This is a genomic window from Streptomyces sp. CB00316 (assembly GCF_001905595.1).
Classification (GTDB): Bacteria; Actinomycetota; Actinomycetes; order Streptomycetales; family Streptomycetaceae; genus Streptomyces.
In genome coordinates this window covers 344,314-367,211 of sequence record NZ_LIXI01000002.1, presented here as the reverse complement: position 1 = coordinate 367,211, position 22,898 = coordinate 344,314, and the positions used below count along the sequence as shown (strand labels likewise).

Here is a 22,898-nt window from a genome sequence, read left to right as displayed (position 1 = left end):
CCTTCGGGTGAGTCGTCCATGAGGTTGCGCACCTCGTCCGCATAGCTAGCAGCTGCTGTGCTGCAAGGCGCCGATGTGCCTTGCAGCACAGCCCTCATTTTTCGGTTCGTGGACGTGGGACAGGGCCCGCTGCCCGGCCCCACGTAGCCGTGATACTTGGTCGCCAGCTGGCTTTGGTGTTTTCGCGGCGAAGAGGAAGAATCGTCTTCAGCTGAGAAGTGCCTCGATTGCACTTCGAAGTGCTCCGGCGAGCGAGGCCAGGGACGTGGCGGACCCGAGTGCGAGGCTCAGCATCTCCAGGGTCTCGGTGAGGCGGCGGCCGTCCGGCGTCGGCTCGCGAAGCTCCTCGTCGATTCTGGCCACGGCCTGTCGGCAGCTGTCGATGCTGTGGACTTCGCCAGCGTGCGTGTCCAGGGCGGCTGCCAACTCGGCGAGTTTGGCCTGCGCGGCCAAAAGCCTGGGATCGTCTGCTTCCCGTCCCGAAACTTGGACTTGGCGCATGTCGCCGCCGACCCTGCCGGTGTTGACTTGATTGCCGCTGCCGGTGACGTGGGTGCCGCCACTTGTGTTCGCTCGTCCAAAACGCATGGTCATCCCGCCTTCTCGGTTCTGTTCGCCGGACTGCCAGGCGCGGAGCCTTGCTGCATACCGCCGCCCATATTTCCGGTGTTCACCTGGTTGTTGTCGCCGCTGATGAAGTTCTGTGTGATGGCAATGGCCTGGCGTTTGAAGTCTCCGGTGGCCAGACCGTGGTCAGCGAGAAAGGCGCTCACAGTGCTGAACATCCTCGACTGGAGGATCGAAACGTACCGCTGCACGTCCTCGGTCTGGTGCATATCCTCAGTCGTCGCCCGGCCACAGTGCTCTCGAAGGCTTACGGGCTTGCCGTCGTCCCTTGGTCGAACAGCGGCTGCGGCTGTGGTTGCCGCGCTCAGCAGTCCGAGGCCACGGCCGACTGCTGTGTAGGCCCAGGCAGCTAGTGCGACGGTGTCTCCGACCGCGTGAAGCGGTGCTTCCGCCAGCTTCCTAGCGAGGTCCCAACCCTTGGCGGGAGTAACGTTCGCCGAAGGGGTCAATGGGGCCTGGACATGCGGGCGGGTAACGAAGTGAAGGGTGTTGCCTTCCAACGCAGCGTGCGCGAAGACTGTCACGACAATCTGCCCGTCCCATGCGATGACCTGCGCAGCCAGGTATCTACGAGAGAAGTGGCCGGTTGGCGCGTCACGGGCCTCGGTGCACATTTCAGTAGCTTCCGGCCACTCTGATTTGCTTACACCGCCCCCACCCTGCCCCAAGCTTTTCCATCGACTCTCTGGAACCCCTAGGAATTCGGCCACATCGCAGTTGGGTAGGGCGTGGGTCTCAACCAGAGCTCCGCGAAGTTCCTCTAGCTCGTCACGCACCTTGTCCAAGAGTTCGTCCGCCTCAAACTTTTGGCTCGCATCGAGATCGAACGCACCAGTGGCCGAAAGATTGTCTTCCTCCTCATCGCTGGTGCGAGCTGACGTTAGCTGGATGCGGGTAGCACCCCTCATCCACGAATCGAGGCCGGCTCCCACGAAGCGGTCTACATTGCCTTCCCTGCGGTAGGCAATGCTTTGCCACTGCTCTGAGACTTCGTGCGAAGTAATCTTCTTAGCAGCGTAAGGGGCGAGGAAGGGACGTTTGGCCAGTTGTGTGCGGCTAGGCCGTAGTGACTGCATATAGGCGTGACACGCCAAACGGTCAAGAAGATGAATGCTTGTGGTGCCGATGAGAAGGTAAGGAGCGACGATAAGAGATTCCACCACGGCATCGCGCAGCATCGGCTGATGAGGCTTGACGAAGGTCCAGAGGGCAAGCAGGGCTGCAGCAAGCAGGACAGTCGGAACCAGTGCGCTGAAACCCCAGCGGATGACTGCTCGACCGGCCCGCCCGGTGAGGAACTGCCAGACCAGCATGGCCAGGACGAGCGCCGCAAGTCCCAGTGGGTGAGTGCTTGCCATATAGAGGGACGTGGCCAGCAACAGAGTGAAGCGGAGTCGACGTTGTCGTCGTGCCGCCACGCTGTGGGTGAGTACCGGAGCCAACGCGAATCCAAAGGACGGCACCGGCCGCTTTCGCGCGTACAGCACATTCGTCAGAGCCCACTGCGCGAGAGGCTCCCCGGTGAACTCGTCTAGACCCCGAATGGGGCGCTGGGGCCTTCCCTGGATCTTGTCCTGCCATCGCCCGACCCAGTCCTGTGCCTGCATGATCCTGTTGACTCGCTCGTGCACGGAGCCAGCCAACCCCCGAATGACGGAGTTGCTGCTTGGCGCTGGATCTCGTCGAGCGTACTCCGACCGGACGGGGCGCTGGCCGGGTACGTAGGCCAGCGGCCGACCAGTCTTGCCGTTCACTGGTATTTGGGGAACGGGCTCCGACTTCTGTCCGGCATCAGAGTCCGGTGTGCGTCCGCGGGGCACTCCCGCCTTCCAAGACAGCAGCGGCACCTGCCACCTCCCCCGAGGGCCGTCCAATGAAGGCCCCACCTTCGACCACGTCGGATCTCCTCCGCTGGCGAATGGCTATCTCTGTCTCAGAAGCGCCCCAGTCTCGGCCGACACGCAGCAGATCGGTAACGTCTTGAAAGCCGACGCCGGACGTGCTGAGCGGATGCTTCAACCGTCCGCTGGTCCCGCCGGCGGTATGGGCGCAAGCCCTTCGGGCCTCATAGATGGGGCACGCGGAGGGCACGCCGCACCGCAAGAGGTCTAGACAACAAAGAAGCCCCTGGCCGACGGCCAGGGGCTTTCATGTGGAGCGGGTGACGAGAATCGAACTCGCGCTCTGAGCTTGGGAAGCTCATGTTCTACCATTAAACTACACCCGCGAAGCATGCCGATGATCGGCGCTGCACCGTCACACACTGTACCCCATGTCAGGCCCCCGGTGGATGAGCCGTGGGGCCTGTCGGTTGTGTGGGCCGGGGCGTGGGTGGGGTGGACGCGGTTGTGGCGGGCGGTAGTTGGGGGCGTAGCGTGGGAGGTCGGAGTGCCGCTTGCGGTGGCGTCCTGTTCATCCCCTAATGTGGCGGTCTCGTCCATATGCGGTTGGGGAAGGGACTTGATGGAGTCGATGGAGCGCACCGTCGTCCGCTGTGCCGAAGGGCACGTTTTCGCTACCTCGTCGTTCCCGATGCAGCAGCTCGGGGCCGACCGGATCGGGCCGGGGCGGTTGATCCGGTGCCCCCGGTGTGCCCGGTTGCGGCAGGCCGTTCCTGTGGGGTTCGAGAAGCGGTAGGAGCGGGGGAGGGGGCAGGCTCGGCGGAGCGGAGCCCGCTGCCCCCGGCCGGTGCCTCCTTGCCGCCCTGTCGTCCCCCTGCCCTCCCGGTCCCAGGGTGGTCCGGTTGGGGTGGGGTCGTGGCTTCTGCGTATCCTCGGGGCGTGCTTCTCTCAGACAAGGACATCCGGGCCGAGATCGACGCCGGGCGAGTCCGTATCGATCCGTACGACCCTTCGATGGTGCAGCCGTCGAGCATCGACGTGCGGCTGGACCGCTACTTCCGGGTGTTCGAGAACCACCGGTACCCGCACATCGACCCGGCCGTCGAACAGCCCGACCTGACGCGGACCGTCGAGCCGGAGGGCGACGAGGCGTTCATTCTGCACCCCGGGGAGTTCGTGCTGGCGTCCACGTACGAGGTGATCTCGCTCCCCGACGACCTGGCCTCGCGGCTGGAGGGGAAGAGCTCGCTCGGGCGGCTCGGTCTGGTGACGCACTCGACGGCCGGGTTCATCGACCCCGGGTTCTCCGGGCACGTGACCCTGGAGCTGTCGAACCTCGCGACCCTGCCGATAAAGCTGTGGCCGGGTATGAAGATCGGGCAGCTGTGCCTGTTCAAGCTGACCTCGTCCTCCGAGTTCCCCTACGGCTCCGAGCGGTACGAGTCGCGGTACCAGGGGCAGCGGGGGCCCACGGCCTCACGGTCGTTCCAGAACTTCCATCGGACCCAGGTGTGATCGATCGTGACCAGTGACGTGCGGGAGAACCTTACCTACGAGGGCTTCGGGAGGGCCGTGCGCGAGCTCGCGCAGGCCGTCGCCGACGACGGGTACGAGCCCGACGTCGTGCTGAGCATCGCTCGCGGTGGTGTGTTCGTCGCCGGCGGGCTCGCGTACGCCCTCGACTGCAAGAACATCCACCTGGTCAACGTGGAGTTCTACACCGGGGTCGGGACGACCCTGGAGATGCCCGTCATGCTGGCGCCCGTGCCCAACGCGATCGACTTCTCGCAGAAGAAGGTTCTGATCGCCGATGATGTCGCCGATACGGGCAAGACCCTCAAGCTCGTCCACGACTTCTGCGTCGACCACGTCGCCGAGGTCCGCAGCGCCGTCATCTACGAGAAGTCCCACTCCCTCGTGAAGTGCGAGTACGTGTGGAAGAAGACCGATCAGTGGATCAACTTCCCCTGGAGTGTCGAGAAGCCCGTGGTGCGGCGGGACGGGCAGGTCCTCGACGCGTAGCCCGTACTACGTGCGCACGTAGTACGTGAGATGGCCCCGGAGCGCGTCCTGCGCTCCGGGGCCTTCTCTCGTCGCTCACGTCGGCCTCAGCCTCAGATCGTGCCCAGCTTGATGATCGACAGCAGCGCCAGCAGCTGGATCGCCGACGCTCCCAGCGCCTTCGGCCACGGCAGGTCGTGCGACTTGCTCACCATCGACGTGAACAGCGCGCCGGCCGCCAGCCAGGTCAGCCAGCCCATGATCTGGACCAGGGAGTTCTCGCCGCCCAGGAAGACGGCGAAGAGCAGTCGCGGGGCGTCGGTGATCGACATGATCAGCATCGACAGGCCGACCGTCGGCTGCCAGGAGCCCGTGCCGCCGAGCTGGCGGGCCACGGTGTGGGTCACCGCGCCGAGGACCAGGCCGCCGATGACGAAGCCGACGCCGGTGAAGAGGACGTACGGGACGGCCGTCGCGACCGGGGCGCCGATCGCCTCCTCGCGGGCCTGGTCGAAGCCGAACAGGGCGAGCAGGCCGTAGAGGAACGTGACGATCAGCGCCGGGCCCCAGACGGGGTAGTCCCGCATCTGCCAGAACGTCGGGCCGGGGCGCGTCACGATGCCGGTCAGCAGTGCCTTCCAGGGCAGGCGCGGGCCGGCGGGCTGGGCGGGGGCGGAGCCGGCTCGGTAGGTGTCGCCGGCGCCGTACGGGTCGTCGTTGATGCTGAACGCCTGCGTGTGACCCGGGTTGTTGGCGTGCGGGTCGTGGGGCGCGGGGTCGGCGTAGGGGTCGCCGAAGTACTCCGGCTCGCCGTGGCCGCCGCGGGTCCCGTGAGGGCCCTGTCCGTGCCCGGCGTGCCCGGCGTGCCCGCCGTGTCTGCCGTCGTGTCCGTCGCCCGCGTAGCCGCCGCTCGTGTACGGGGCGCCCTGGGGGGCTCCGTACGGAGGGGGCGCCGCGCCGTTGCCGCCGCCTCCTGCCGTCGGCCACGGCTGAGCTCCGTACGGCGGCTGTGGTGCCTGCCCTCCGTACGGCTGCTGCCGCTGCTGCGGTTGTTGCGGGGTGCGGTTGTCCCGGCCGCGTCCGATCCTGAATCCAGCCACCCGTCGAACGTACCTGGTCCCCGGTGGTGGTGAGCGGGGGCCGGGGGAACCCGTGCGCCATTGCGGCCGAGCTGTGACATCCCCTAGGGGGGCGCGGGGAGGGGAGTTCAGGGGCGTACGAGGGGGAGTTCGGGGAGTTCTCCGGGCTCAGGGGAGGAACAGGGGGCGCGCCGGGCCGTCCGCGGAGCCCAGCAGCAGGGTGCCCCTGGCCCCCTTGCCGGGCGTGCGCGGGCGGGCGGTGGCGACGAGGTCGCCGTAGCCGTCACCGTCGGTGTCGGCCTTCGGCTCGGGGCATCCAGGTACGGGCCGCCGTCCGGCAGCAGTTCCGCGCCGGCCGGGGCCCCGGTGCGGGCGAAGGGGCCGCGCAGGAAGGAGATCCGGCCGTCGCTCGCGGTGACCGCGAGGTCGGTGCTGCCGTCGCCGTCGAAGTCGCCGCAGACCGGGTGCTCGGGCCACTCCTGGCCGGCCGGGGGCCGCGCCGGGAGGGAAATGGCGGGGACCGGTGCGCCGTCGCCGTTCTTGGCGTCGGCGGCGGAGGGGGACGGCTCGGCGGCCGAGGAGCTGTCGCAGCCCGTGAGCACCAGCGGCAGACCCGCGCAGCCTGCGGCGAGGGCGGCCGCGGCCTTGGTGGTGGTCGTCGCTGTTGCCGTGGCTTTCGGGTACGTGATGCGTGTGCGCGCGGGCCCTCGTTCGTCGCCCGTGGTCGTTCGTCGTACGTGGCGGGGTCGCGCAGGCCGTCGGCGTGGGTGTGTTCGCGTTCCGGTCCGGCGGATCTCCGGGGCACTGATGCTCCGGATACGTCCGCGCGTACATGTCGGGGCTCACCCGCGGACCGCGTCACCCACCCGTTCCCGTACGCACGGGAAAGCGGCCGGTCCTGCCCCCGAGGCAGGTCCGGCCGCTCATCGCGCCGATGCGTTATGTCACTTCGCCGGTTCCGGCTCCGGCGCGTCCACCTGCTCCGGCCCGTCCGCCGGATCGGCCGGGGCCTTCACCGACTCCAGGAGCAGCTGCGAGACGTCGACGACCTGGATGGACTCCTTGGCCTTGCCGTCGTTCTTCTTGCCGTTGACCGAGTCGGTCAGCATGACGAGGCAGAACGGGCAGGCGGTGGAGACGATGTCCGGGTTGAGGGCGAGGGCCTCGTCGACGCGCTCGTTGTTGACGCGCTTGCCGATCCGCTCCTCCATCCACATCCGGGCACCACCGGCGCCGCAGCAGAAGCCGCGCTCCTTGTGGCGGTGCATCTCCTCGTTCCGCAGTCCCGGGACCTTCGCGATGATCTCGCGCGGCGGGGTGTAGATCTTGTTGTGACGGCCCAGGTAGCACGGGTCGTGGTACGTGATCAGGCCCTCGACCGGGGTCACCGGGATCAGCTTGCCCTCGTCGATGAGGTGCTGGAGCAGCTGCGTGTGGTGGATGACCTCGTACTCGCCGCCGAGCTGCGGGTACTCGTTCGCGATCGTGTTGAAGCAGTGCGGGCAGGTCGCGACGATCTTCTTCGACGACTTGGGCCTCTTCGTCTCCGGCTCGACGTTGCCCTCGTCATCGAAGGACTCGCCGTACGCCATGTTCAGCATGGCCACGTTCTCCTGGCCGAGCTGCTGGAACAGCGGCTCGTTGCCCAGGCGGCGGGCGGAGTCACCGGTGCACTTCTCGTCGCCGCCCATGATCGCGAACTTGACGCCCGCGATGTGCAGCAGCTCCGCGAAGGCCTTCGTGGTCTTCTTGGCCCGGTCCTCCAGGGCGCCCGCGCAGCCGACCCAGTACAGGTAGTCGACCTCGGTGAGGTCCTCGATGTCCTTGCCCACGATCGGGACCTCGAAGTCGACCTCCTTGGTCCACTCGACGCGCGCCTTCTTGGCCAGCCCCCAGGGGTTGCCCTTCTTCTCCAGGTTCTTGAGCATCGTGCCCGCCTCGGACGGGAACGCGGACTCGATCATCACCTGGTAGCGGCGCATGTCGACGATGTGGTCGATGTGCTCGATGTCGACCGGGCACTGCTCCACGCACGCGCCGCAGGTGGTGCAGGACCAGAGCACGTCCGGGTCGATGACGCCGTTCTCCTCGGCGGTGCCGATCAGCGGGCGCTCGGCCTCGGCGAGGGCGGCCGCGGGGACGTCCTTGAGCTGCTCCTCGGTGGCCCTCTCGTTGCCCTCCATGTCCTTGCCGCCGCCGGCCAGGAGGTAGGGGGCCTTGGCGTGCGCGTGGTCGCGCAGCGACATGATCAGGAGCTTCGGGGAGAGCGGCTTGCCGGTGTTCCACGCGGGGCACTGCGACTGGCAGCGGCCGCACTCGGTGCAGGTGGAGAAGTCGAGGATGCCCTTCCAGGAGAACTGCTCGACCTGGGAGACACCGAAGACCGCGTCGTCGGCCGGGTCCTCCCAGTCGATCTCCTTGCCGCCCGTCGTCATCGGCAGCAGCGCGCCGAGCGCGACGTCGCCGTCGGCGTTCCGCTTGAACCAGATGTTCGGGAAGCCGAGGAAGCGGTGCCAGGCGACACCCATGTTGGTGTTGAGCGAGACCGTGATCATCCAGATCAGCGAGGTGCCGATCTTGATCATCGCGGTGAAGTAGATGAGCGTCTGGAGGGTGCTGATGCTCAGCCCCTTGAAGGCGAGCACCAGCGGGTACGACACGAAGTACGCGGCGTCGTAGCTGTCGACGTGGTGGATCGCGCCCTCAAGGCCGCGCAGCACCAGGATCGCGAGGCCGATGATCAGGATGATGTACTCGACGAAGTACGCCTGCCAGGCCTTCGAGCCGGTGAACCGCGACTTGCGTCCGGCCCGGGAAGGCAGGTTCAGCAGCCGGATCACCATCAGGGTCACGATGCCGACGACCGTCATCAGGCCGATGAACTCGATGTACATCTCGAACGGCAGGAACGTGCCGATGATCGGCAGCACCCAGTCCGCCTGGAAGAGCTGCCCGTACGCCTGGAGCAGCGTCGGCGGCAGCGTCAGGAAGCCGATCGCGACGAACCAGTGGGCGAAGCCGACGATCCCCCACCGGTTCATCCGGGTGTGGCCGAGGAACTCCTTGACCAGGGTGATCGTCCGCTGCTTGGGGTCGTCGGTGCGGGTGCCTGCGGGTACCGGCTGTCCGAGACGGACGAAGCGGTAGATCTGCGCGACGGCTCGGGTGATGAGCGCAACGCCGACGACCGTCAGCACCAGCGACACGATGATCGCGGCGAGTTGCATTTCGGGGCTCCTCGGGCCTGCGAGAGCGGGATCCAGTTACGACTGCCCACTACTACTAAGCAGTAACTTAATTAGTCTGTGCTGACACTATCCACTTATTCCGCCCCGCTGTAGCCGGGCGGGCGGTGATCTGTGTCGCTCAGGTGTGCCTTGGTTGGGCGGGCCCTCCGGAGCGCCGTCCGCAGGGGGTTGCGTACGGCTTCCGCCAGGATCGCCAGGTCGAGCACCACTCCATGGTGCTCTGCGTAGTGCTGGTCCAGCAGGGCGGGGTCGTCCCACGGCATGCCGGAGCGGGCGCGCACCTGTGCCAGCCCGGTCAGTCCCGGCCGCACCTCCTGCCGCCACTGCCGGGCCCCCGGCCATGCGGCGCGCGGGTCGCCCGGCGCCAGCGGAGCCGGTCCTACGAGGGAGAGCTCGCCCCGGACGACCTGGGGGAGCCGGGAGAGCAGGTCGAGCCGGAGCCGGCGGGTGCGCAGGGAGCGCAGCGTGAAGACCTGGCCACCCAGGCCCGTACGAGGGCTGCGCTCCCATACGTTGCCGGGGCCCCGCCGGAGTGCGAGGGCCAGGGCCCCGAGGGTGATGGCGGGGGCGGCCGCGATCAGGAGTGCGGTGCCCAGGGTCAGGTCCAGCACCCGTTCGGCGGAGGCGCGGGGGGTGAGGCGGGCCGCGAGGTGGCCGGCCCGGTCGCTGAGGTCGGCGAGGTGTGCGGCGGGGCGGGAGGGGAAGTGGCCTCGGGCGGTGCCGGTGGGGCCGGTGGAGGGGTGCGGGGGGCGCGTCCGATGGCGGGGTGAGGCTGCGGATAGGGCGTGGCGGGCCGGCGCTCGGGGTGCGGGCGGCTGCGGCGCGGGCTCTGTTCCGGCCCGGGGTCGGGGCTGTGCCAGCACCTGCGCCTCCGGCTGCTTCCTCTGTTGCTGCCTCCGCTGTCTCTTCCTCTGGTTCTTCTGCCGCACGCGCCGCTGTCTCGCGTTCCGCATAGCGCCCGCCCGGGGTTCGGAGTCCGATGGTGTGGTGTCCCTGTGCCAGCCGTCCGATGACGCTTATGGGCGTCTCGCGGCATTTGTGACAGAACGATCCCACGGTGGGATGGTGGGCAGGGCGGTGTGCGAGGGGTGTGGCGTGCGTGGCGCCCCTCATGGGGCGGGGGAGAAGCGCGACGGTGACAGGTGACTGCACCTAAGTTGAGTCGGCCTGGCTCAGGTCTGTTGACTCCGGGGCCGATGTCGTGCATCCTTGAGTCAGATCCACTCAAGTAGTCAGTTGGAGGAATTGAAATGGCACGTGCGGTCGGCATCGACCTGGGCACGACTAACTCCGTCGTCAGCGTTCTCGAAGGCGGCGAGCCCACCGTCATCACCAACGCCGAAGGCGCCAGGACCACGCCGTCCGTCGTCGCCTTCGCCAAGAACGGCGAGGTGCTGGTCGGCGAGGTGGCCAAGCGTCAGGCGGTCACCAACGTCGACAGGACCATCCGCTCCGTCAAGCGCCACATGGGCACTGACTGGAAGATCGAGATCGACGGCAAGGGCTTCAACCCGCAGCAGATGAGCGCCTTCATCCTGCAGAAGCTGAAGCGTGACGCCGAGTCCTACCTGGGCGAGAAGGTGGCCGACGCGGTCATCACCGTCCCGGCGTACTTCAACGACTCCGAGCGTCAGGCGACCAAGGAGGCCGGTGAGATCGCGGGCCTCAACGTCCTGCGCATCGTCAACGAGCCGACCGCCGCCGCCCTGGCGTACGGCCTGGACAAGGACGACCAGACGATCCTCGTCTTCGACCTCGGCGGCGGCACCTTCGACGTGTCGCTCCTGGAGATCGGTGACGGCGTCGTCGAGGTGAAGGCCACCAACGGTGACAACCACCTCGGTGGTGACGACTGGGACCAGCGCGTCGTCGACTACCTGGTGAAGCAGTTCGCCAACGGGCACGGCGTGGACCTGTCCAAGGACAAGATGGCTCTCCAGCGTCTTCGCGAGGCCGCGGAGAAGGCGAAGATCGAGCTCTCGTCCTCGACCGAGACCACGATCAACCTGCCCTACATCACGGCGTCCGCCGAGGGCCCGCTGCACCTGGACGAGAAGCTCACGCGCTCGCAGTTCCAGCAGCTGACCTCGGACCTCCTGGACCGCTGCAAGACCCCGTTCCACAACGTCATCAAGGACGCGGGCATCCAGCTCTCCGAGATCGACCACGTCGTTCTCGTCGGTGGCTCCACCCGTATGCCCGCCGTCGCCGAGCTCGTCAAGGAGCTGACCGGTGGCCAGGACGCCAACAAGGGTGTGAACCCGGACGAGGTCGTCGCCATCGGCGCCTCGCTCCAGGCCGGTGTCCTCAAGGGCGAGGTCAAGGACGTCCTGCTTCTCGACGTCACCCCGCTGTCCCTCGGTATCGAGACCAAGGGAGGGATCATGACCAAGCTCATCGAGCGCAACACCACGATCCCGACCAAGCGTTCCGAGATCTTCACGACGGCCGAGGACAACCAGCCGTCCGTCCAGATCCAGGTCTACCAGGGCGAGCGCGAGATCGCGGCGTACAACAAGAAGCTCGGGATGTTCGAGCTGACCGGTCTGCCGCCGGCGCCGCGCGGTGTGCCGCAGATCGAGGTCGCCTTCGACATCGACGCCAACGGCATCATGCACGTCGCCGCCAAGGACCTCGGCACCGGCAAGGAGCAGAAGATGACCGTCACCGGCGGCTCCTCGCTGCCGAAGGACGAGGTCAACCGGATGCGCGAAGAGGCCGAGAAGTACGCGGAGGAGGACCACGCCCGCCGCGAGGCCGCCGAGTCGCGCAACCAGGGCGAGCAGCTCGTCTACCAGACGGAGAAGTTCCTCAAGGACAACGAGGACAAGGTCCCCGCTGACGTCAAGACGGAGGTGGAGACCGCTGTCGGCGAGCTGAAGGAGAAGCTCAAGGGCGAGGACACCGCCGAGATCCGTACGGCCACCGAGAAGGTCGCCGCCGTCTCCCAGAAGCTGGGCCAGGCGATGTACGCCAACGCCCAGGCCGAGGGTGCGACGCCGGGCGCCGGGGCTCCGGGCGACGCCCAGGGCAAGGCCGATGACGATGTCGTCGACGCCGAGATCGTGGACGACGAGAAGGACACCAAGGGCGGTGCGGCGTGACCGAGGAGACTCCGGGCTTCGAGGAGAAGCCCGACGTCCCCTCCGGCGCCACCCCTGATGACGCCGAGCCGAAGGCTGCCGCACCCTCCGAGGAGGAGGCGGCGGCCCCGGCCGGGGACACCGACCAGACCGTCGGCCTGACCGCCCAGCTGGACCAGGTCCGTACCGCGCTCGCCGAGCGCACCGCGGACCTCCAGCGGCTCCAGGCCGAGTACCAGAACTACCGCCGCCGCGTGGAGCGCGACCGGGTCACGGTCAAGGAGATCGCCGTCGCGAACCTCCTGTCCGAGCTCCTGCCCGTGCTCGACGACGTCGGCCGCGCCAGGGAGCACGGCGAGTTGGTGGGCGGCTTCAAGTCGGTCGCCGAATCGCTGGAGACGGTCGTCGCGAAGCTGGGCCTCCAGCAGTTCGGCAAGGAGGGCGAGTCCTTCGACCCGACGATCCACGAGGCCCTGATGCACAGCTACGCGCCGGACGTCACCGAGACGACCTGCGTGGCGATCCTCCAGCCGGGGTATCGCATCGGCGAACGCACCATCCGCCCCGCGCGGGTGGCCGTCGCCGAGCCGCAGCCGGGCGCCACGCCCGCGGCGGCCAAGGAAGAGAAGACAGACGACGAGGAGAGCGGTGGCACCGAGGAGGTCTGACGGGAACCCGTCCGACCACCAGGGTGCACACCGACCGGCCCGGCGGCCGGCCCGCGGGCCGGCCGCCGCGCCGATCGTCCGGAAGGAGGGACGTCGATGAGCACGAAGGACTTCGTCGAGAAGGACTACTACAAGGTCCTCGGCGTCCCCAAGGACGCCACCGACGCCGAGATCAAGAAGGCGTACCGCAAGCTCGCCCGCGAGTTCCACCCCGACGCCAACAAGGGTGACGCCAAGGCGGAGGAGCGCTTCAAGGAGATCTCCGAGGCGAACGACGTCCTCGGTGACACCAAGCGGCGCAAGGAGTACGACGAGGCGCGCGCCCTCTTCGGCAACGGTGGCTTCCGCGCCGGCCCCGGTGGTGCGGGCGGCAACTTCAACTTCGACCTGGGCGACCTCTTCGGCGGAGGCGCACCGGGCGGCGGACAGGGCGGCGCGGGCGGCGGCTTCGGCGGCGGGGGCGGTCTCGGCGACGTCTTCGGCGGGCTGTTCAACCGCGGCGGCACCGGCACCCGGGTCCAGCCGCGACGCGGCCAGGACATCGAGTCCGAGGTGACGCTCAGCTTCACCGAGGCGGTCGACGGGGCCACGGTCCCGCTGCGGATGTCCAGCCAGGCGCCCTGCAAGGCGTGTTCGGGCACCGGCGACAAGAACGGCACCCCCAGGGTCTGCCCGACCTGCGTCGGCACCGGCCAGGTCTCGCGCGGCACGGGCGGTGGCTTCTCGCTGACCGACCCGTGCGTGGACTGCAAGGGCCGGGGCCTCATCGCCCAGGACCCCTGCGACGTCTGCCACGGCAGCGGCCGGGCGAAGTCGGCCCGCACGATGCAGGTCAGGATCCCGGCGGGCGTCTCGGACGGCCAGCGGATCCGGCTGCGCGGCAAGGGCGGCCCGGGCGAGCGCGGCGGTCCGGCCGGCGATCTGTACGTCGTCGTCCACGTCGGCGCCCACCCGGTCTTCGGCCGCAAGGGCGACAACCTCACGGTCACCGTGCCCGTCACCTTCCCGGAGGCGACGCTCGGCGGCGAGGTGAAGGTCCCCACCCTCGGCGGACCGCCGGTCACCCTGAAACTGCCCGCCGGCACCCCGAACGGGCGTACGATGCGCGCCCGGGGCAAGGGCGCGGTGCGTAAGGACGGCACCCGTGGCGACCTGCTGGTCACCGTGGAGGTGGCGGTACCCACGGACCTCGGCCAGGAGGCCGGGGACGCGCTGGAGGCCTACCGCAAGGCGACCGCGGACGAGGACCCGCGGGCGGAACTGTTCCAGGCCGCGAAGGGAGCTTGAGATGGACGGCCGTCGACGCAATCCGTACCAGCTGACCGATGAATCACCGGTGTACGTGATCTCGATCGCGGCCCAGCTCTCGGGCCTGCACCCGCAGACGCTGCGCCAGTACGACCGTCTCGGCCTGGTCTCCCCCGACCGTACGGCCGGCCGCGGCCGCCGCTACTCGGCCCGCGACATCGAGCTGCTGCGCACCGTGCAGCAGCTGTCGCAGGACGAGGGCATCAACCTGGCGGGCATCAAGCGCATCATCGAGTTGGAGAACCAGGTGGCCGCGCTCCAGCAGCGCGTCGCCGAGCTCTCGGCGGCGGTGGACGGCGCGGCGGTCGCCCTGCAGCAGCGCGAGGCCCAGGTGCACGCCTCGTACCGCCGCGACCTCGTGCCGTACCAGGACGTGCAGCAGACCAGCGCGCTGGTGGTGTGGCGGCCGAAGCCGAAGAGGCCTGCGGAGTAGGGCGCACGCCTGTGTGCGGCGGGGCCGGAAGAGCGGATGCTCTTCCGGCCCCGCCGCCGTGTAGGGCGTACGACGTCGCCTGGCGCTCCTGTACGGGCCTGGCGCCCGTGTCCGTCCTTCAGGTGTCGCCGCGGCCTGCTCCGGCGATCCCGGACCCTACGAGAAGGGCGCCGAGAGTGGGTGCGGCTGATGGCTCCCGAAGTCTGCATGAGCTTCGCGATGTGGGAGCGGCAGGTGCGGAGGCTGATGCCCGTCTTCCGGGCCACCACGTCGTCGACACGGCCGTCGGTGAGGGGGCGGGCGACGCTGTGCTGGACCGCGGTGACCGGGGTGTCGGGCGCGGCCGCCTGGTGGTTCTCGGCCAGCGGCGGCCCTGGGCCCGGAGGACCTCGTAGACCTGGATCAGGTAGGAGTTCCGGCTGTGCTCTCGCCCATTGCGCAGTCGCCCCGGGCGCCCTGACGGGGGGATCGTTCGCGTGGTCAGGAGTCCGATTCCAGGATTCCTGACCGCGCGATCAGGTAGCCGAGCTGGGCCCGGCTGCTGCTGCCGAGCGCGACACCGAGTTTGGCGATGTGGGAGCGGCAGGTCCGCACATTCATGCCGAGACGGCGGGCGATGGCCTCGTCGACGTGGCCCTCGACCAGCAGTTTGGCGATCGAATGACGGACTCCGGAAATGCCTTCCGGTCCGGGGTCGTAAGGGATCTGCTCCTGCAGCGGGGTCCCGCGGTGCCAGAACTGCTCGAAGACCTTGACGAGGTATTTCACTATGACCGGATGCCGCAGTTCGAGGGCGACGGTCCGGTCTTCCGTGGCGGGGATGAAAGCGACCGTATGGTCGAAGATCATGAGGCGCTCGACGAGCTCCTCGAGGGTCCGGATCTCCATTTTGCTCTCGGCCATGCGGGCCACGTAATTGAGCGTGCCCTGGCTGTGCCGGACCGTGTGCTGATACAGGGTGCGCATGGCGACACCGCGCTGTATGAGCGTGTTCCCGCGTTCCATGGCGATGTTGAGCGCGACCTCGCTGCGCCCGCCCCCGGGCTGGATGGTCAGCACCTCCGACTGGCACTCGGAGAGGGCGAGTTCTATGGACGCGTTGATGCGGTCGATGCCTTCGACGACCGTGATCGAGTGCGTGGTCGGCGGGGCCTGGGCGCTGATGGCCATGAAGGGCTCGAACGCCTCGGCCAGCTCCACGGAGAGACGCCTGCGCTCCTGGATCTCCCGCTCGATGGGGTGGAGCCGCTGCGTGAGCGCCGCGAACGCGGGGACCGGCCGGAGCCAGGTGGGATCGTCCGGATCGGGCTGCAGCAGGGCGAACTCCAGTAGACACGGAGCGGCTTCCGCCTCGGCGCGGGCAATCTTCCCCACGCTGAGCGCGCTCGTGTAGAGCCGGGCCCCGTCGTCGCACAAAGTGGTGACAGAGTGGGGATGTGTCGCTTTCGCTCTATTTGTGGTCAATTCTCCACCCCCCAGGAACATGCATCAGCAGGAACATGATGCATCGTTTCTGTGGTTTGACGTGCCTTGATGAGCCATCGTCTTGTGATGCGGGGGAGAGGAAACCTTGGAAGTGAGGACGAAGCCCACTATGAGTAAGAAATCGCTTCGCTCGGTGCTTGCCGTGGCCTTCTCCGCCGGGCTTGTGTCCGTGGCTCTCGGTGCCCTGAGCCCCGAGGTGGCAGGTACGGACAGCACGGTCGCCGTGCAGTCCCAGGGTCGGCTGCCCGCCGACCTGGCCTGGGACGCGGCGCCCGCGAAGCTCGCGGAAGCGTCCACGGCGGCAGAGCGCGGGCCTGACATGGGGTGGGATTTCGCCCCGACCGAACAGGACCGGGCATGACCACGCCGCCGGACGACCGCACCTTCCGGCGCGAGATGGCAACCGCCTATCGCTCAGGGTGGCATTTCATCGATCTGCTCACGGCCCTCCCCCGCCGTGGCGACTCGTTGATGGTCACCCTGTTCGGAGAGCCGATCGTCGTCGTGATGGAAGAGGACGAAGACGTCCGCGCCTATCGCTGTCTCCGACGCCCCCGTGGCGCGCCGCAGCCCGTCCGCTGCGCCGTTAGGTACGGGATGATCTTTGTGAACCTCGATCAGCGGGACCATGAGCTGATCGCGTCAGAACCCCTTTCCGCCACCCCCCGCAGTGCCTGAGCGATTCCCCCGTCGTCACCTGTCGCTCCAGGCGCTTCCCCCACACAGCGGCGCCACCGTGACCTGAACACGGTGGCGCCGTTGTGCTGTGCCGGTTCGGGGGGCCTCAGGCGTTTCCGAGCGCCCGGTCGAGGGCGATCTCGATGACGATGCGCTCCGGGTTGGGCCTCGGCGTGCGCTCGTAGCGCTCCGCGTAGCGGCTCACCGCGTCCGCGACGACCTCCGGCTCGCTGCGGATGGTCGCGCGGCCCTCCAGCGTCGCCCAGCGGGCCTTGTGCATCTGGCAGACGGCGACCCGTGCCCCCTCCGGGCCGGCGGCCAGGATGTTGGCGACCTTGCGGGTGCCCTTACCGGTGATCACCCGTGCCACCCCGGCCTCCGGGTCGTACGTCACACCCACCGGCACCACGTGCGGTGTGCCGTCGGGGCGGAGCGTCGTCAGGGTGCACACGTGGCGCTCACGCCAGAACGCGAGGTAGCCGGGGGTGGGATTCCGTACGTCTGCCATGGGTGAAGCGTAGGCGCGGGGCGGCGCCGGTGCGGTGGCGGGAGGGTCCGGCAGCCCGTTCACTCGGAGCGGAGGGAAAGCGTGCCGTACTCTTGCCTTGAGTGGAATAGACTCAACTTTGTGCACGTTGTTTCCGTCAAGGGACGAGTTCCAGCTGCGAGGAGGAGTAGCACACGTGGACGCCGAGCTGACCAACAAGAGCCGGGACGCCATCAACGCGGCCACCGACAGGGCCGTGAAGGACGGGCACCCCGACCTCACCCCCGGGCATCTGCTCCTCGCGCTCCTGGAGGGTGAGGGCCGACAGGCAAGCGCGAACATCGTCGACCTCCTGGCCGCCGTCGAGGCCGACCAGGCCGTGGTGCGCGCGCAGACCGAGAAACTGCTCGGAGCCCTGCCCAGCGTCACCGGCTCCACCGTGGCCCCGCCGCAGCCCAACCGCGAGCTGTTGGCCGTCATCCAGGACGCGGCCCAGCGGGCGAAGGAGCTGGGCGACGAGTACCTCTCCACCGAGCACCTGCTCATCGGGGTCGCCGCGAAGGGCGGGCGTGCCGGTGAGATCCTCGACGGACAGGGGGCCACCGCCAAGAAGCTGCTGGCCGCATTCGAGACGAGCAGGGGAGGGCGTCGCGTGACCACACCCGACCCGGAGGGCCAGTACAAGGCCCTGGAGAAGTTCGGCACCGACTTCACGGCCGCCGCGCGCGAGGGCAAGCTGGACCCGGTCATCGGCCGCGACCAGGAGATCCGCCGCGTCGTGCAGGTGCTGTCGCGCCGGACCAAGAACAACCCGGTGCTCATCGGTGAGCCCGGCGTCGGCAAGACCGCCGTCGTCGAAGGGCTCGCCCAGCGCATCGTCAAGGGCGACGTCCCCGAGAGCCTGAAGAACAAGCGGCTCGTCTCGCTCGACCTCGGCGCGATGGTCGCGGGCGCGAAGTACCGCGGCGAGTTCGAGGAGCGCCTGAAGACCGTCCTCTCCGAGATCAAGGAGAGCGACGGCCAGATCATCACCTTCATCGACGAGCTGCACACCGTCGTCGGCGCCGGCGCGGGCGGCGACTCCGCCATGGACGCGGGCAACATGCTCAAGCCGATGCTGGCCCGCGGCGAACTGCGCATGGTCGGCGCGACCACGCTGGACGAGTACCGCGAGCGCATCGAGAAGGACCCCGCCCTGGAGCGCCGCTTCCAGCAGGTGCTGGTGGCCGAGCCGTCCGTCGAGGACACCATCGCGATCCTGCGCGGTCTCAAGGGCCGCTACGAGGCCCACCACAAGGTCCAGATCGCCGACTCGGCGCTGGTCGCCGCGGCCACCCTCTCCGACCGCTACATCACCTCCCGCTTCCTCCCCGACAAGGCCATCGACCTGGTCGACGAGGCCGCCTCCCGACTGAGGATGGAAATCGACTCCTCCCCCTTGGAGATCGACGAACTCCAGCGCTCCGTCGACCGGTTGCGCATGGAGGAGCTGGCGCTGAAGAACGAGTCCGACGCCGCCTCCAAGCAGCGCCTGGAGAAGCTGCGCCGCGACCTCGCCGACAAGGAGGAGGAGCTGCGCGGCCTCAACGCCCGCTGGGAGAAGGAGAAGCAGGGCCTCAACCGGGTCGGTGAGCTCAAGGAGCGCCTCGACGAGCTGCGCGGCCAGGCCGAACGAGCACAACGTGACGGCGACTTCGACGCCGCCTCCAAGCTGCTTTACGGGGAGATCCCGGGCCTGGAGCGGGAGTTGGAGGAGGCCGCCGAGGCGGAGCAGGAGGCGTCCAAGGACACCATGGTCAAGGAGGAGGTCGGCCCGGACGACATCGCGGACGTCGTCGGCGCCTGGACCGGCATCCCGGCCGGCCGGCTGCTGGAGGGCGAGACCCAGAAGCTGCTGCGGATGGAGTCCGAGCTGGGCAAGCGGCTGATCGGCCAGAGCGAGGCCGTACAGGCCGTCTCCGACGCCGTACGCCGTACGCGCGCCGGGATCGCCGACCCCGACCGGCCCACCGGGTCGTTCCTCTTCCTCGGCCCCACCGGCGTCGGCAAGACCGAGCTGGCCAAGGCGCTCGCGGACTTCCTCTTCGACGACGAGCGGGCCATGATCCGCATCGACATGAGCGAGTACGGCGAGAAGCACAGCGTCGCCCGCCTCGTCGGTGCCCCGCCCGGCTACGTCGGCTACGAGGAGGGCGGCCAGCTCACCGAGGCCGTCCGCCGCCGCCCGTACAGCGTCGTCCTCCTGGACGAGGTGGAGAAGGCCCACCCCGAGGTCTTCGACATCCTGCTCCAGGTCCTCGACGACGGCCGGCTCACCGACGGCCAGGGCCGCACGGTGGACTTCCGCAACACCATCCTCGTCCTCACCTCCAACCTCGGCAGCCAGTTCCTGATGGACCCGCTGGTCAAGCCCGAGGTCAAGAAGGAGCAGGTGCTGGAGGTGGTGCGGGCCTCCTTCAAGCCGGAGTTCATCAACCGGCTGGACGACCTGGTGGTCTTCTCGGCGCTCTCCGGCGACGAGCTGGCGCACATCGCGAAGCTCCAGGTCGACCGCCTCGCGGCCCGGCTGGCCGACCGGCGGCTCATCCTCGACGTCACGCCGGAGGCGCTCGCCTGGCTCGCCCAGGAGGGCAACGACCCGGCGTACGGGGCGCGCCCCCTGCGCCGCCTCATCCAGACGGCCATCGGCGACCGGCTCGCCAGGGAGATCCTCTCCGGCGAGATCACGGACGGTGACACCGTCCGGGTGGACCGGGCCGAGGGCGGCCTGATCGTCGGCCCCGCCACCTGAGAACCGCCCCGCCGGCTCCTCTCCGCACCCGCCGCGTGTCAGCTTGTGGCGGATAGGGGCCGTGCGGGCTTGCCATGCCCCGCCCGCCATGGGAGAGGATGGCCGCAACCGCACGAAGGGAAATAACGGTGAGCATCGATCCGTCCTCGATTCCTAATTTCGGGGGCCAGCCCGAACCGCAGGCGGCAGGACCGGAGGGCCCCGTCGTCCCTGACCAGGACCTCGTCAAGCAGCTCCTCGACCAGATGGAGCTCAAGTACGTCGTCGACGACGAGGGTGACCTCGCCGCGCCGTGGGAAGAGTTCCGGACGTACTTCATGTTCCGGGGCGAGGACGAGCAGCAGGTCTTCTCGGTCCGTACGTTCTACGACCGCCCTCACGCGCTCGATCTGCGCCCTGTCCTCCTGGACGCCATCGACGACTGGAACCGCCGCACCCTGTGGCCCAAGGTCTACACCCACGCCCACGAGGGCGAGGAGGGCGAGGCGGGCTCCGTCCGGCTGATCGGTGAGGCGCAGATGCTCATCGGCACCGGCGTCAGCCTGGAGCACTTCGTCTCCTCGACGGTGAGCTGGGTGCGCGCCTCGATCGAGTTCGACAAGTGGCTCATCGAGCGCCTCGGCCTCACGCCGGCCGAGGAGAAGACGGACACCGAGGGCGCCTGACCTCTCGGTCCCCGGCAGCGGCCCGGGCGGCGGTCACCATGACCGCCGGCCGGGCCGCCTCCGTGTTCAGCCGAGCCGCCGCAGCCGCTCCACCGCCTCCTCCAGCACGTCCTCGCGCTTGCAGAAGGTGAACCGGACCTGACTGCGGCCCGCCTCCGGATCGTCGTAGAAGACCGAGACCGGTACGGCGGCCACCCCGCAGCGCTCCGGGAGCGCCCGGCAGAAGGCGTACGCGTCCTCCTCGCCGAACGGGGAGATGTCGGTGGTGACGAAGTACGTCCCCTCCGGCTCGTATACCCGGAAGCCCGCGCTCCGCAGCCCCTCCGCGAGCAGATCGCGCTTGCGCCGCATGGACGCGCGGAACTCCGTGAAGAACGTGTCGGGCAGCTGGAGCGCCTCCGCGATCGCGTACTGGAACGGGCCCCCGCTCACGAACGTCAGGTACTGCTTCGCCGAGCGCACGGCGGTCACCAGGGGCGCGTCGCCCGTCACCCAGCCGATCTTCCAGCCGGTGTACGAGTACGTCTTGCCGGCCGACGAGATGGAGACGGTCCGCTCGCGCATCCCCGGCAGGGCGGCGATCGGGTGGTGGGAGCCGGCGAAGACGAGATGCTCGTACACCTCGTCGGTGACCACCAGCAGGTCGTGCTCGACCGCCAGGGCCGCGATACCGCTCAGCTCCTCGGGGGTGAGGACCGTGCCGGTCGGGTTGTGCGGCGAGTTGAGCAGCAGCAGACGGGTGCGCGGGGTGATCAGGGCGCGCAGTTCGTCGAGGTCGGGGCGGAAGGCGGGGGCGCGCAGCGTGAGGGGGACGCGGATGCCGCCCGCCATGGCGATGCACGCGGCGTACGAGTCGTAGTACGGCTCGAGCGCGATGACCTCGTCGCCCGGCTCCACCAGGGCGAGCAGCGAGGCGGCGATCGCCTCGGTGGCCCCGGCGGTGACCAGGACCTCGGTGTCGGGGGACCAGGTCAGGCCGTAGAACCGCTTCTGGTGGCCGACGACGGCCGCGCGCAGCTCCGGGACGCCCGGGCCCGGCGGGTACTGGTTGCCGTGCCCGGCGCGCAGCGCCCGGACCGCCGCCTCCCGGATCTCCTCGGGGCCGTCGGTGTCGGGGAAGCCCTGGCCGAGGTTGATCGAGCCGGTCCGCGCGGCCAGCGCGGACATCTCGGCGAAGATCGTCGTGCCGAATCCGGCGAGGCGGCGGTTGAGCAGCGGTCGTTCCTGGGTCATGGGCGCCATCCTGTGCCCAAGCTCTGGAGTTGCTCAAGTCTGCTTTGGCTCGCCTGCGCCGAGGGGATCCCCCTGTCACGAAGGAAACAGGAGAAAACCGGGAAGCGACGGGGGAACCGCGCTTCGGGGGAGAGAAAGGCGGGTGAGGGGCATGGCTGTCTTCATCACGGTGCTGATCGGTGTGGGGATCGTTGTCGGCCTGATGGTGGTCCTGGCGCGGGTGACCAGCGTCAGGAAGGGGCCGCAGGCGGCGCGTGCCCGGCGCCGGTCCGCCGCGGGCGGTGCGGCGGCGGGCGGCGGTGGCTGGTGGGCGGGCGGCTCCGGTGGCGGCGGGTCGTCCTGCGGCTCCTCCTCCGGCCACTCGTGCGGCGGCGGGTCGTCCTGCGGTGGCGGTGGCGGCTGCGGCGGGGGCAGCTGAGCGGGCCGCGAGGCCGTCGCCGTAGCCGTCACCCACAGTGACTCCAGTTCCGGGCGCCCGAAGGTGAACTCCCTTCGGGCGCCCTGTCGTTGAGCCACGCAGAGGAAAGTGGCTGAACAGGTGAACCGGGCTGCCCCCGGGGGGATGGAAACCACGTCAAGTTGGTCAAAAACGCTGCGAGTGCGGCGTAATTCGTGATTCCCTCGTCGAAGAGAATATTCAGCCCTCGGACCCCTAGTTGGACCAGATCGGGCGCTTCCCTCCTCCCACGCGCATGCCCAGGGGGCGCCGCTCGCTGTCCATGTGTCCATGTGTGTTGCGGAGCCGACCTATGCTCACCACCCTCCAGACGGCCTACTCCGATACCCGCGCCGCCGACCTGGCCTGGACCCTGGGCCGGGAGCCGCTCCCCGCCCTCGCCGTCCTCGACCTCCAGCTCGGCGGTGCCGAACTCCAGTTGAGGCTCCTCGGCGCCTCCCACCAGGTCCTCCTCCAGGAGGACCGCGGGGTCTGCTCCGAGACCGTTGCCTGCATGCCGGGCAGCAGCACCCCTCTCCCCCTCGGCGTCGCCGAGCGGATCGGGGACTGGGAGTACGAGTTCGCCTCCCGTGTCGAGACCCTGACGCAGGGACAGTTCGCGGGGCGGGCGCAGGAGCTGCTCGCGCTCGTGAGCGACCACCCGCACGGCCTGGCGGGCACCTTCCCCGGCAGCCCGTACGCCTTCACGGCGATGCTCGCCCAGTGCATCGAGGGCCAGGTGCGGTGGCGCACCTGGCACGCGTACCCGCAGGAAGGGCAGTTGGTGGTCACCCGGACCCGGGTGGGGGTGCGCGTCCAGGCGCCCGCGGCCTGA

At 68.9% G+C, this 22,898-nt stretch carries 21 protein-coding genes, 1 tRNA gene and 1 pseudogene; 12 read left to right on the top strand and 11 right to left on the bottom strand.

Annotated features, from left to right (window positions below; genetic code table 11):
* Positions 1-207: 207 nt before the first annotated feature.
* From AMK21_RS05715 to AMK21_RS05705, 3 genes are all read right to left on the bottom strand, one after another.
* On the bottom strand, positions 208-594 hold the full coding sequence (locus AMK21_RS05715) for a hypothetical protein (protein WP_073874807.1): 387 nt from the start codon (positions 592-594) through the stop codon (positions 208-210).
* Positions 591-2,258, bottom strand: coding sequence for a hypothetical protein (locus tag AMK21_RS05710; protein ID WP_234421842.1), 1,668 nt, complete (start codon positions 2,256-2,258; stop codon positions 591-593). Before AMK21_RS05710 ends, AMK21_RS05715 begins: the two co-directional genes overlap by 4 nt.
* Positions 2,259-2,780: 522 nt before the next feature.
* A tRNA-Gly gene (locus AMK21_RS05705) sits at positions 2,781-2,854 on the bottom strand.
* A 553-nt stretch (positions 2,855-3,407) separates the two neighbouring features.
* Between AMK21_RS05705 and dcd the strand changes: the two genes are divergently transcribed.
* Positions 3,408-3,983 (top strand): dCTP deaminase, encoded by a 576-nt coding sequence (dcd, locus tag AMK21_RS05700; protein ID WP_050358434.1) that lies wholly within the window; start codon positions 3,408-3,410, stop codon positions 3,981-3,983.
* A gap of 6 nt (positions 3,984-3,989) precedes the next feature.
* Complete coding sequence (locus tag AMK21_RS05695; RefSeq protein WP_073874805.1) at positions 3,990-4,490, top strand: phosphoribosyltransferase; 501 nt, start codon at positions 3,990-3,992, stop codon at positions 4,488-4,490.
* 92 nt (positions 4,491-4,582) lie between these two features.
* Here the strand turns inward: AMK21_RS05695 and AMK21_RS05690 are convergent, their stop codons facing one another.
* The 4 genes from AMK21_RS05690 to AMK21_RS05675 all read right to left on the bottom strand — a co-directional run bounded on the left by AMK21_RS05690 (position 4,583) and on the right by AMK21_RS05675 (position 9,659).
* Positions 4,583-5,569: a Yip1 family protein gene (locus AMK21_RS05690; RefSeq protein ID WP_073874803.1), complete on the bottom strand. Its 987-nt coding sequence runs from the start codon at positions 5,567-5,569 to the stop codon at positions 4,583-4,585.
* A gap of 107 nt (positions 5,570-5,676) precedes the next feature.
* Positions 5,677-6,150 carry an FG-GAP repeat domain-containing protein gene (locus AMK21_RS05685; protein ID WP_073874801.1) on the bottom strand — a complete coding sequence of 158 codons (474 nt, stop codon included), beginning with the start codon at positions 6,148-6,150 and terminating at the stop codon, positions 5,677-5,679.
* Positions 6,151-6,492: 342 nt separating this feature from the next.
* Complete coding sequence (locus tag AMK21_RS05680) at positions 6,493-8,775, bottom strand: (Fe-S)-binding protein (RefSeq protein ID WP_073874799.1); 2,283 nt, start codon at positions 8,773-8,775, stop codon at positions 6,493-6,495.
* Between the two features lie 95 nt (positions 8,776-8,870).
* Positions 8,871-9,659: a sugar transferase gene (locus AMK21_RS05675; RefSeq protein WP_420712472.1), complete on the bottom strand. Its 789-nt coding sequence runs from the start codon at positions 9,657-9,659 to the stop codon at positions 8,871-8,873.
* Between the two features lie 387 nt (positions 9,660-10,046).
* Between AMK21_RS05675 and dnaK the strand changes: the two genes are divergently transcribed.
* The 4 genes from dnaK (at position 10,047) to AMK21_RS05655 (ending at position 14,288) form a co-directional block, all read left to right on the top strand.
* Complete coding sequence (dnaK, locus tag AMK21_RS05670) at positions 10,047-11,900, top strand: molecular chaperone DnaK (protein ID WP_073874795.1); 1,854 nt, start codon at positions 10,047-10,049, stop codon at positions 11,898-11,900.
* The gene (gene grpE, locus AMK21_RS05665; RefSeq protein WP_073874793.1) at positions 11,897-12,547 is read left to right on the top strand and encodes a nucleotide exchange factor GrpE; all 651 of its coding nucleotides are present in this window, start codon (positions 11,897-11,899) and stop codon (positions 12,545-12,547) included. Before dnaK ends, grpE begins: the two co-directional genes overlap by 4 nt.
* 96 nt (positions 12,548-12,643) lie before the next feature.
* Complete coding sequence (dnaJ, locus tag AMK21_RS05660) at positions 12,644-13,834, top strand: molecular chaperone DnaJ (protein ID WP_073874791.1); 1,191 nt, start codon at positions 12,644-12,646, stop codon at positions 13,832-13,834.
* 1 nt (position 13,835) lies between these two features.
* On the top strand, positions 13,836-14,288 hold the full coding sequence (locus tag AMK21_RS05655; protein ID WP_073874789.1) for a heat shock protein transcriptional repressor HspR: 453 nt from the start codon (positions 13,836-13,838) through the stop codon (positions 14,286-14,288).
* Between the two features lie 118 nt (positions 14,289-14,406).
* Here the strand turns inward: AMK21_RS05655 and AMK21_RS35780 are convergent.
* Positions 14,407-14,700: pseudogene (locus tag AMK21_RS35780) on the bottom strand (helix-turn-helix transcriptional regulator); the annotation flags it as partial.
* Positions 14,701-14,768: 68 nt separating this feature from the next.
* On the bottom strand, positions 14,769-15,773 hold the full coding sequence (locus AMK21_RS05645) for a helix-turn-helix transcriptional regulator (RefSeq protein WP_199863115.1): 1,005 nt from the start codon (positions 15,771-15,773) through the stop codon (positions 14,769-14,771).
* Positions 15,774-15,882: 109 nt separating this feature from the next.
* Here AMK21_RS05645 and AMK21_RS35305 point away from each other — a divergent pair, with 109 nt between their 5' ends.
* Together AMK21_RS35305 and AMK21_RS05635 are read left to right on the top strand one after the other, a co-directional pair.
* Positions 15,883-16,134: a hypothetical protein gene (locus AMK21_RS35305; protein ID WP_199863141.1), complete on the top strand. Its 252-nt coding sequence runs from the start codon at positions 15,883-15,885 to the stop codon at positions 16,132-16,134.
* Positions 16,131-16,451: a hypothetical protein gene (locus AMK21_RS05635; protein WP_015609572.1), complete on the top strand. Its 321-nt coding sequence runs from the start codon at positions 16,131-16,133 to the stop codon at positions 16,449-16,451. Before AMK21_RS35305 ends, AMK21_RS05635 begins: the two co-directional genes overlap by 4 nt.
* A gap of 106 nt (positions 16,452-16,557) precedes the next feature.
* Here the strand turns inward: AMK21_RS05635 and AMK21_RS05630 are convergent, their stop codons facing one another.
* Complete coding sequence (locus AMK21_RS05630; RefSeq protein ID WP_073875600.1) at positions 16,558-16,959, bottom strand: pyridoxamine 5'-phosphate oxidase family protein; 402 nt, start codon at positions 16,957-16,959, stop codon at positions 16,558-16,560.
* Positions 16,960-17,134: 175 nt separating this feature from the next.
* Here AMK21_RS05630 and clpB point away from each other — a divergent pair, with 175 nt between their 5' ends.
* Together clpB and AMK21_RS05620 are read left to right on the top strand one after the other, a co-directional pair.
* Positions 17,135-19,729 (top strand): ATP-dependent chaperone ClpB, encoded by a 2,595-nt coding sequence (gene clpB / locus AMK21_RS05625; protein ID WP_073874785.1) that lies wholly within the window; start codon positions 17,135-17,137, stop codon positions 19,727-19,729.
* 128 nt (positions 19,730-19,857) lie between these two features.
* Positions 19,858-20,394: a YbjN domain-containing protein gene (locus AMK21_RS05620; RefSeq protein ID WP_030570993.1), complete on the top strand. Its 537-nt coding sequence runs from the start codon at positions 19,858-19,860 to the stop codon at positions 20,392-20,394.
* Positions 20,395-20,460: 66 nt separating this feature from the next.
* Here AMK21_RS05620 and AMK21_RS05615 read toward each other — a convergent pair whose 3' ends face one another.
* The gene (locus tag AMK21_RS05615; protein ID WP_107429871.1) at positions 20,461-21,627 is read right to left on the bottom strand and encodes a pyridoxal phosphate-dependent aminotransferase; all 1,167 of its coding nucleotides are present in this window, start codon (positions 21,625-21,627) and stop codon (positions 20,461-20,463) included.
* A 151-nt stretch (positions 21,628-21,778) separates the two neighbouring features.
* Between AMK21_RS05615 and AMK21_RS05610 the strand changes: the two genes are divergently transcribed.
* Both AMK21_RS05610 and AMK21_RS05605 read left to right on the top strand, forming a co-directional pair.
* On the top strand, positions 21,779-22,045 hold the full coding sequence (locus AMK21_RS05610) for a hypothetical protein (protein ID WP_073874781.1): 267 nt from the start codon (positions 21,779-21,781) through the stop codon (positions 22,043-22,045).
* Between the two features lie 331 nt (positions 22,046-22,376).
* Positions 22,377-22,898: a DUF2617 family protein gene (locus AMK21_RS05605; RefSeq protein WP_073874779.1), complete on the top strand. Its 522-nt coding sequence runs from the start codon at positions 22,377-22,379 to the stop codon at positions 22,896-22,898.

What these genes read in the sequence shown, in the direction of transcription:
- AMK21_RS05715 (WP_073874807.1), bottom strand. Translation starts at nt 594, where the DNA reads ATGACCATGCGTTTTGGACGAGCGAACACAAGTGGCGGCACCCACGTC.
- AMK21_RS05680 (WP_073874799.1), bottom strand. Translation starts at nt 8,775, where the DNA reads ATGCAACTCGCCGCGATCATCGTGTCGCTGGTGCTGACGGTCGTCGGC.
- dnaK (WP_073874795.1), top strand. Translation starts at nt 10,047, where the DNA reads ATGGCACGTGCGGTCGGCATCGACCTGGGCACGACTAACTCCGTCGTC.
- dnaJ (WP_073874791.1), top strand. Translation starts at nt 12,644, where the DNA reads ATGAGCACGAAGGACTTCGTCGAGAAGGACTACTACAAGGTCCTCGGC.
- AMK21_RS05655 (WP_073874789.1), top strand. Translation starts at nt 13,836, where the DNA reads ATGGACGGCCGTCGACGCAATCCGTACCAGCTGACCGATGAATCACCG.
- AMK21_RS05645 (WP_199863115.1), bottom strand. Translation starts at nt 15,773, where the DNA reads ATGTTCCTGGGGGGTGGAGAATTGACCACAAATAGAGCGAAAGCGACA.
- AMK21_RS35305 (WP_199863141.1), top strand. Translation starts at nt 15,883, where the DNA reads ATGAGTAAGAAATCGCTTCGCTCGGTGCTTGCCGTGGCCTTCTCCGCC.
- AMK21_RS05635 (WP_015609572.1), top strand. Translation starts at nt 16,131, where the DNA reads ATGACCACGCCGCCGGACGACCGCACCTTCCGGCGCGAGATGGCAACC.
- AMK21_RS05630 (WP_073875600.1), bottom strand. Translation starts at nt 16,959, where the DNA reads ATGGCAGACGTACGGAATCCCACCCCCGGCTACCTCGCGTTCTGGCGT.
- AMK21_RS05615 (WP_107429871.1), bottom strand. Translation starts at nt 21,627, where the DNA reads ATGACCCAGGAACGACCGCTGCTCAACCGCCGCCTCGCCGGATTCGGC.
- AMK21_RS05610 (WP_073874781.1), top strand. Translation starts at nt 21,779, where the DNA reads ATGGCTGTCTTCATCACGGTGCTGATCGGTGTGGGGATCGTTGTCGGC.
- AMK21_RS05605 (WP_073874779.1), top strand. Translation starts at nt 22,377, where the DNA reads ATGCTCACCACCCTCCAGACGGCCTACTCCGATACCCGCGCCGCCGAC.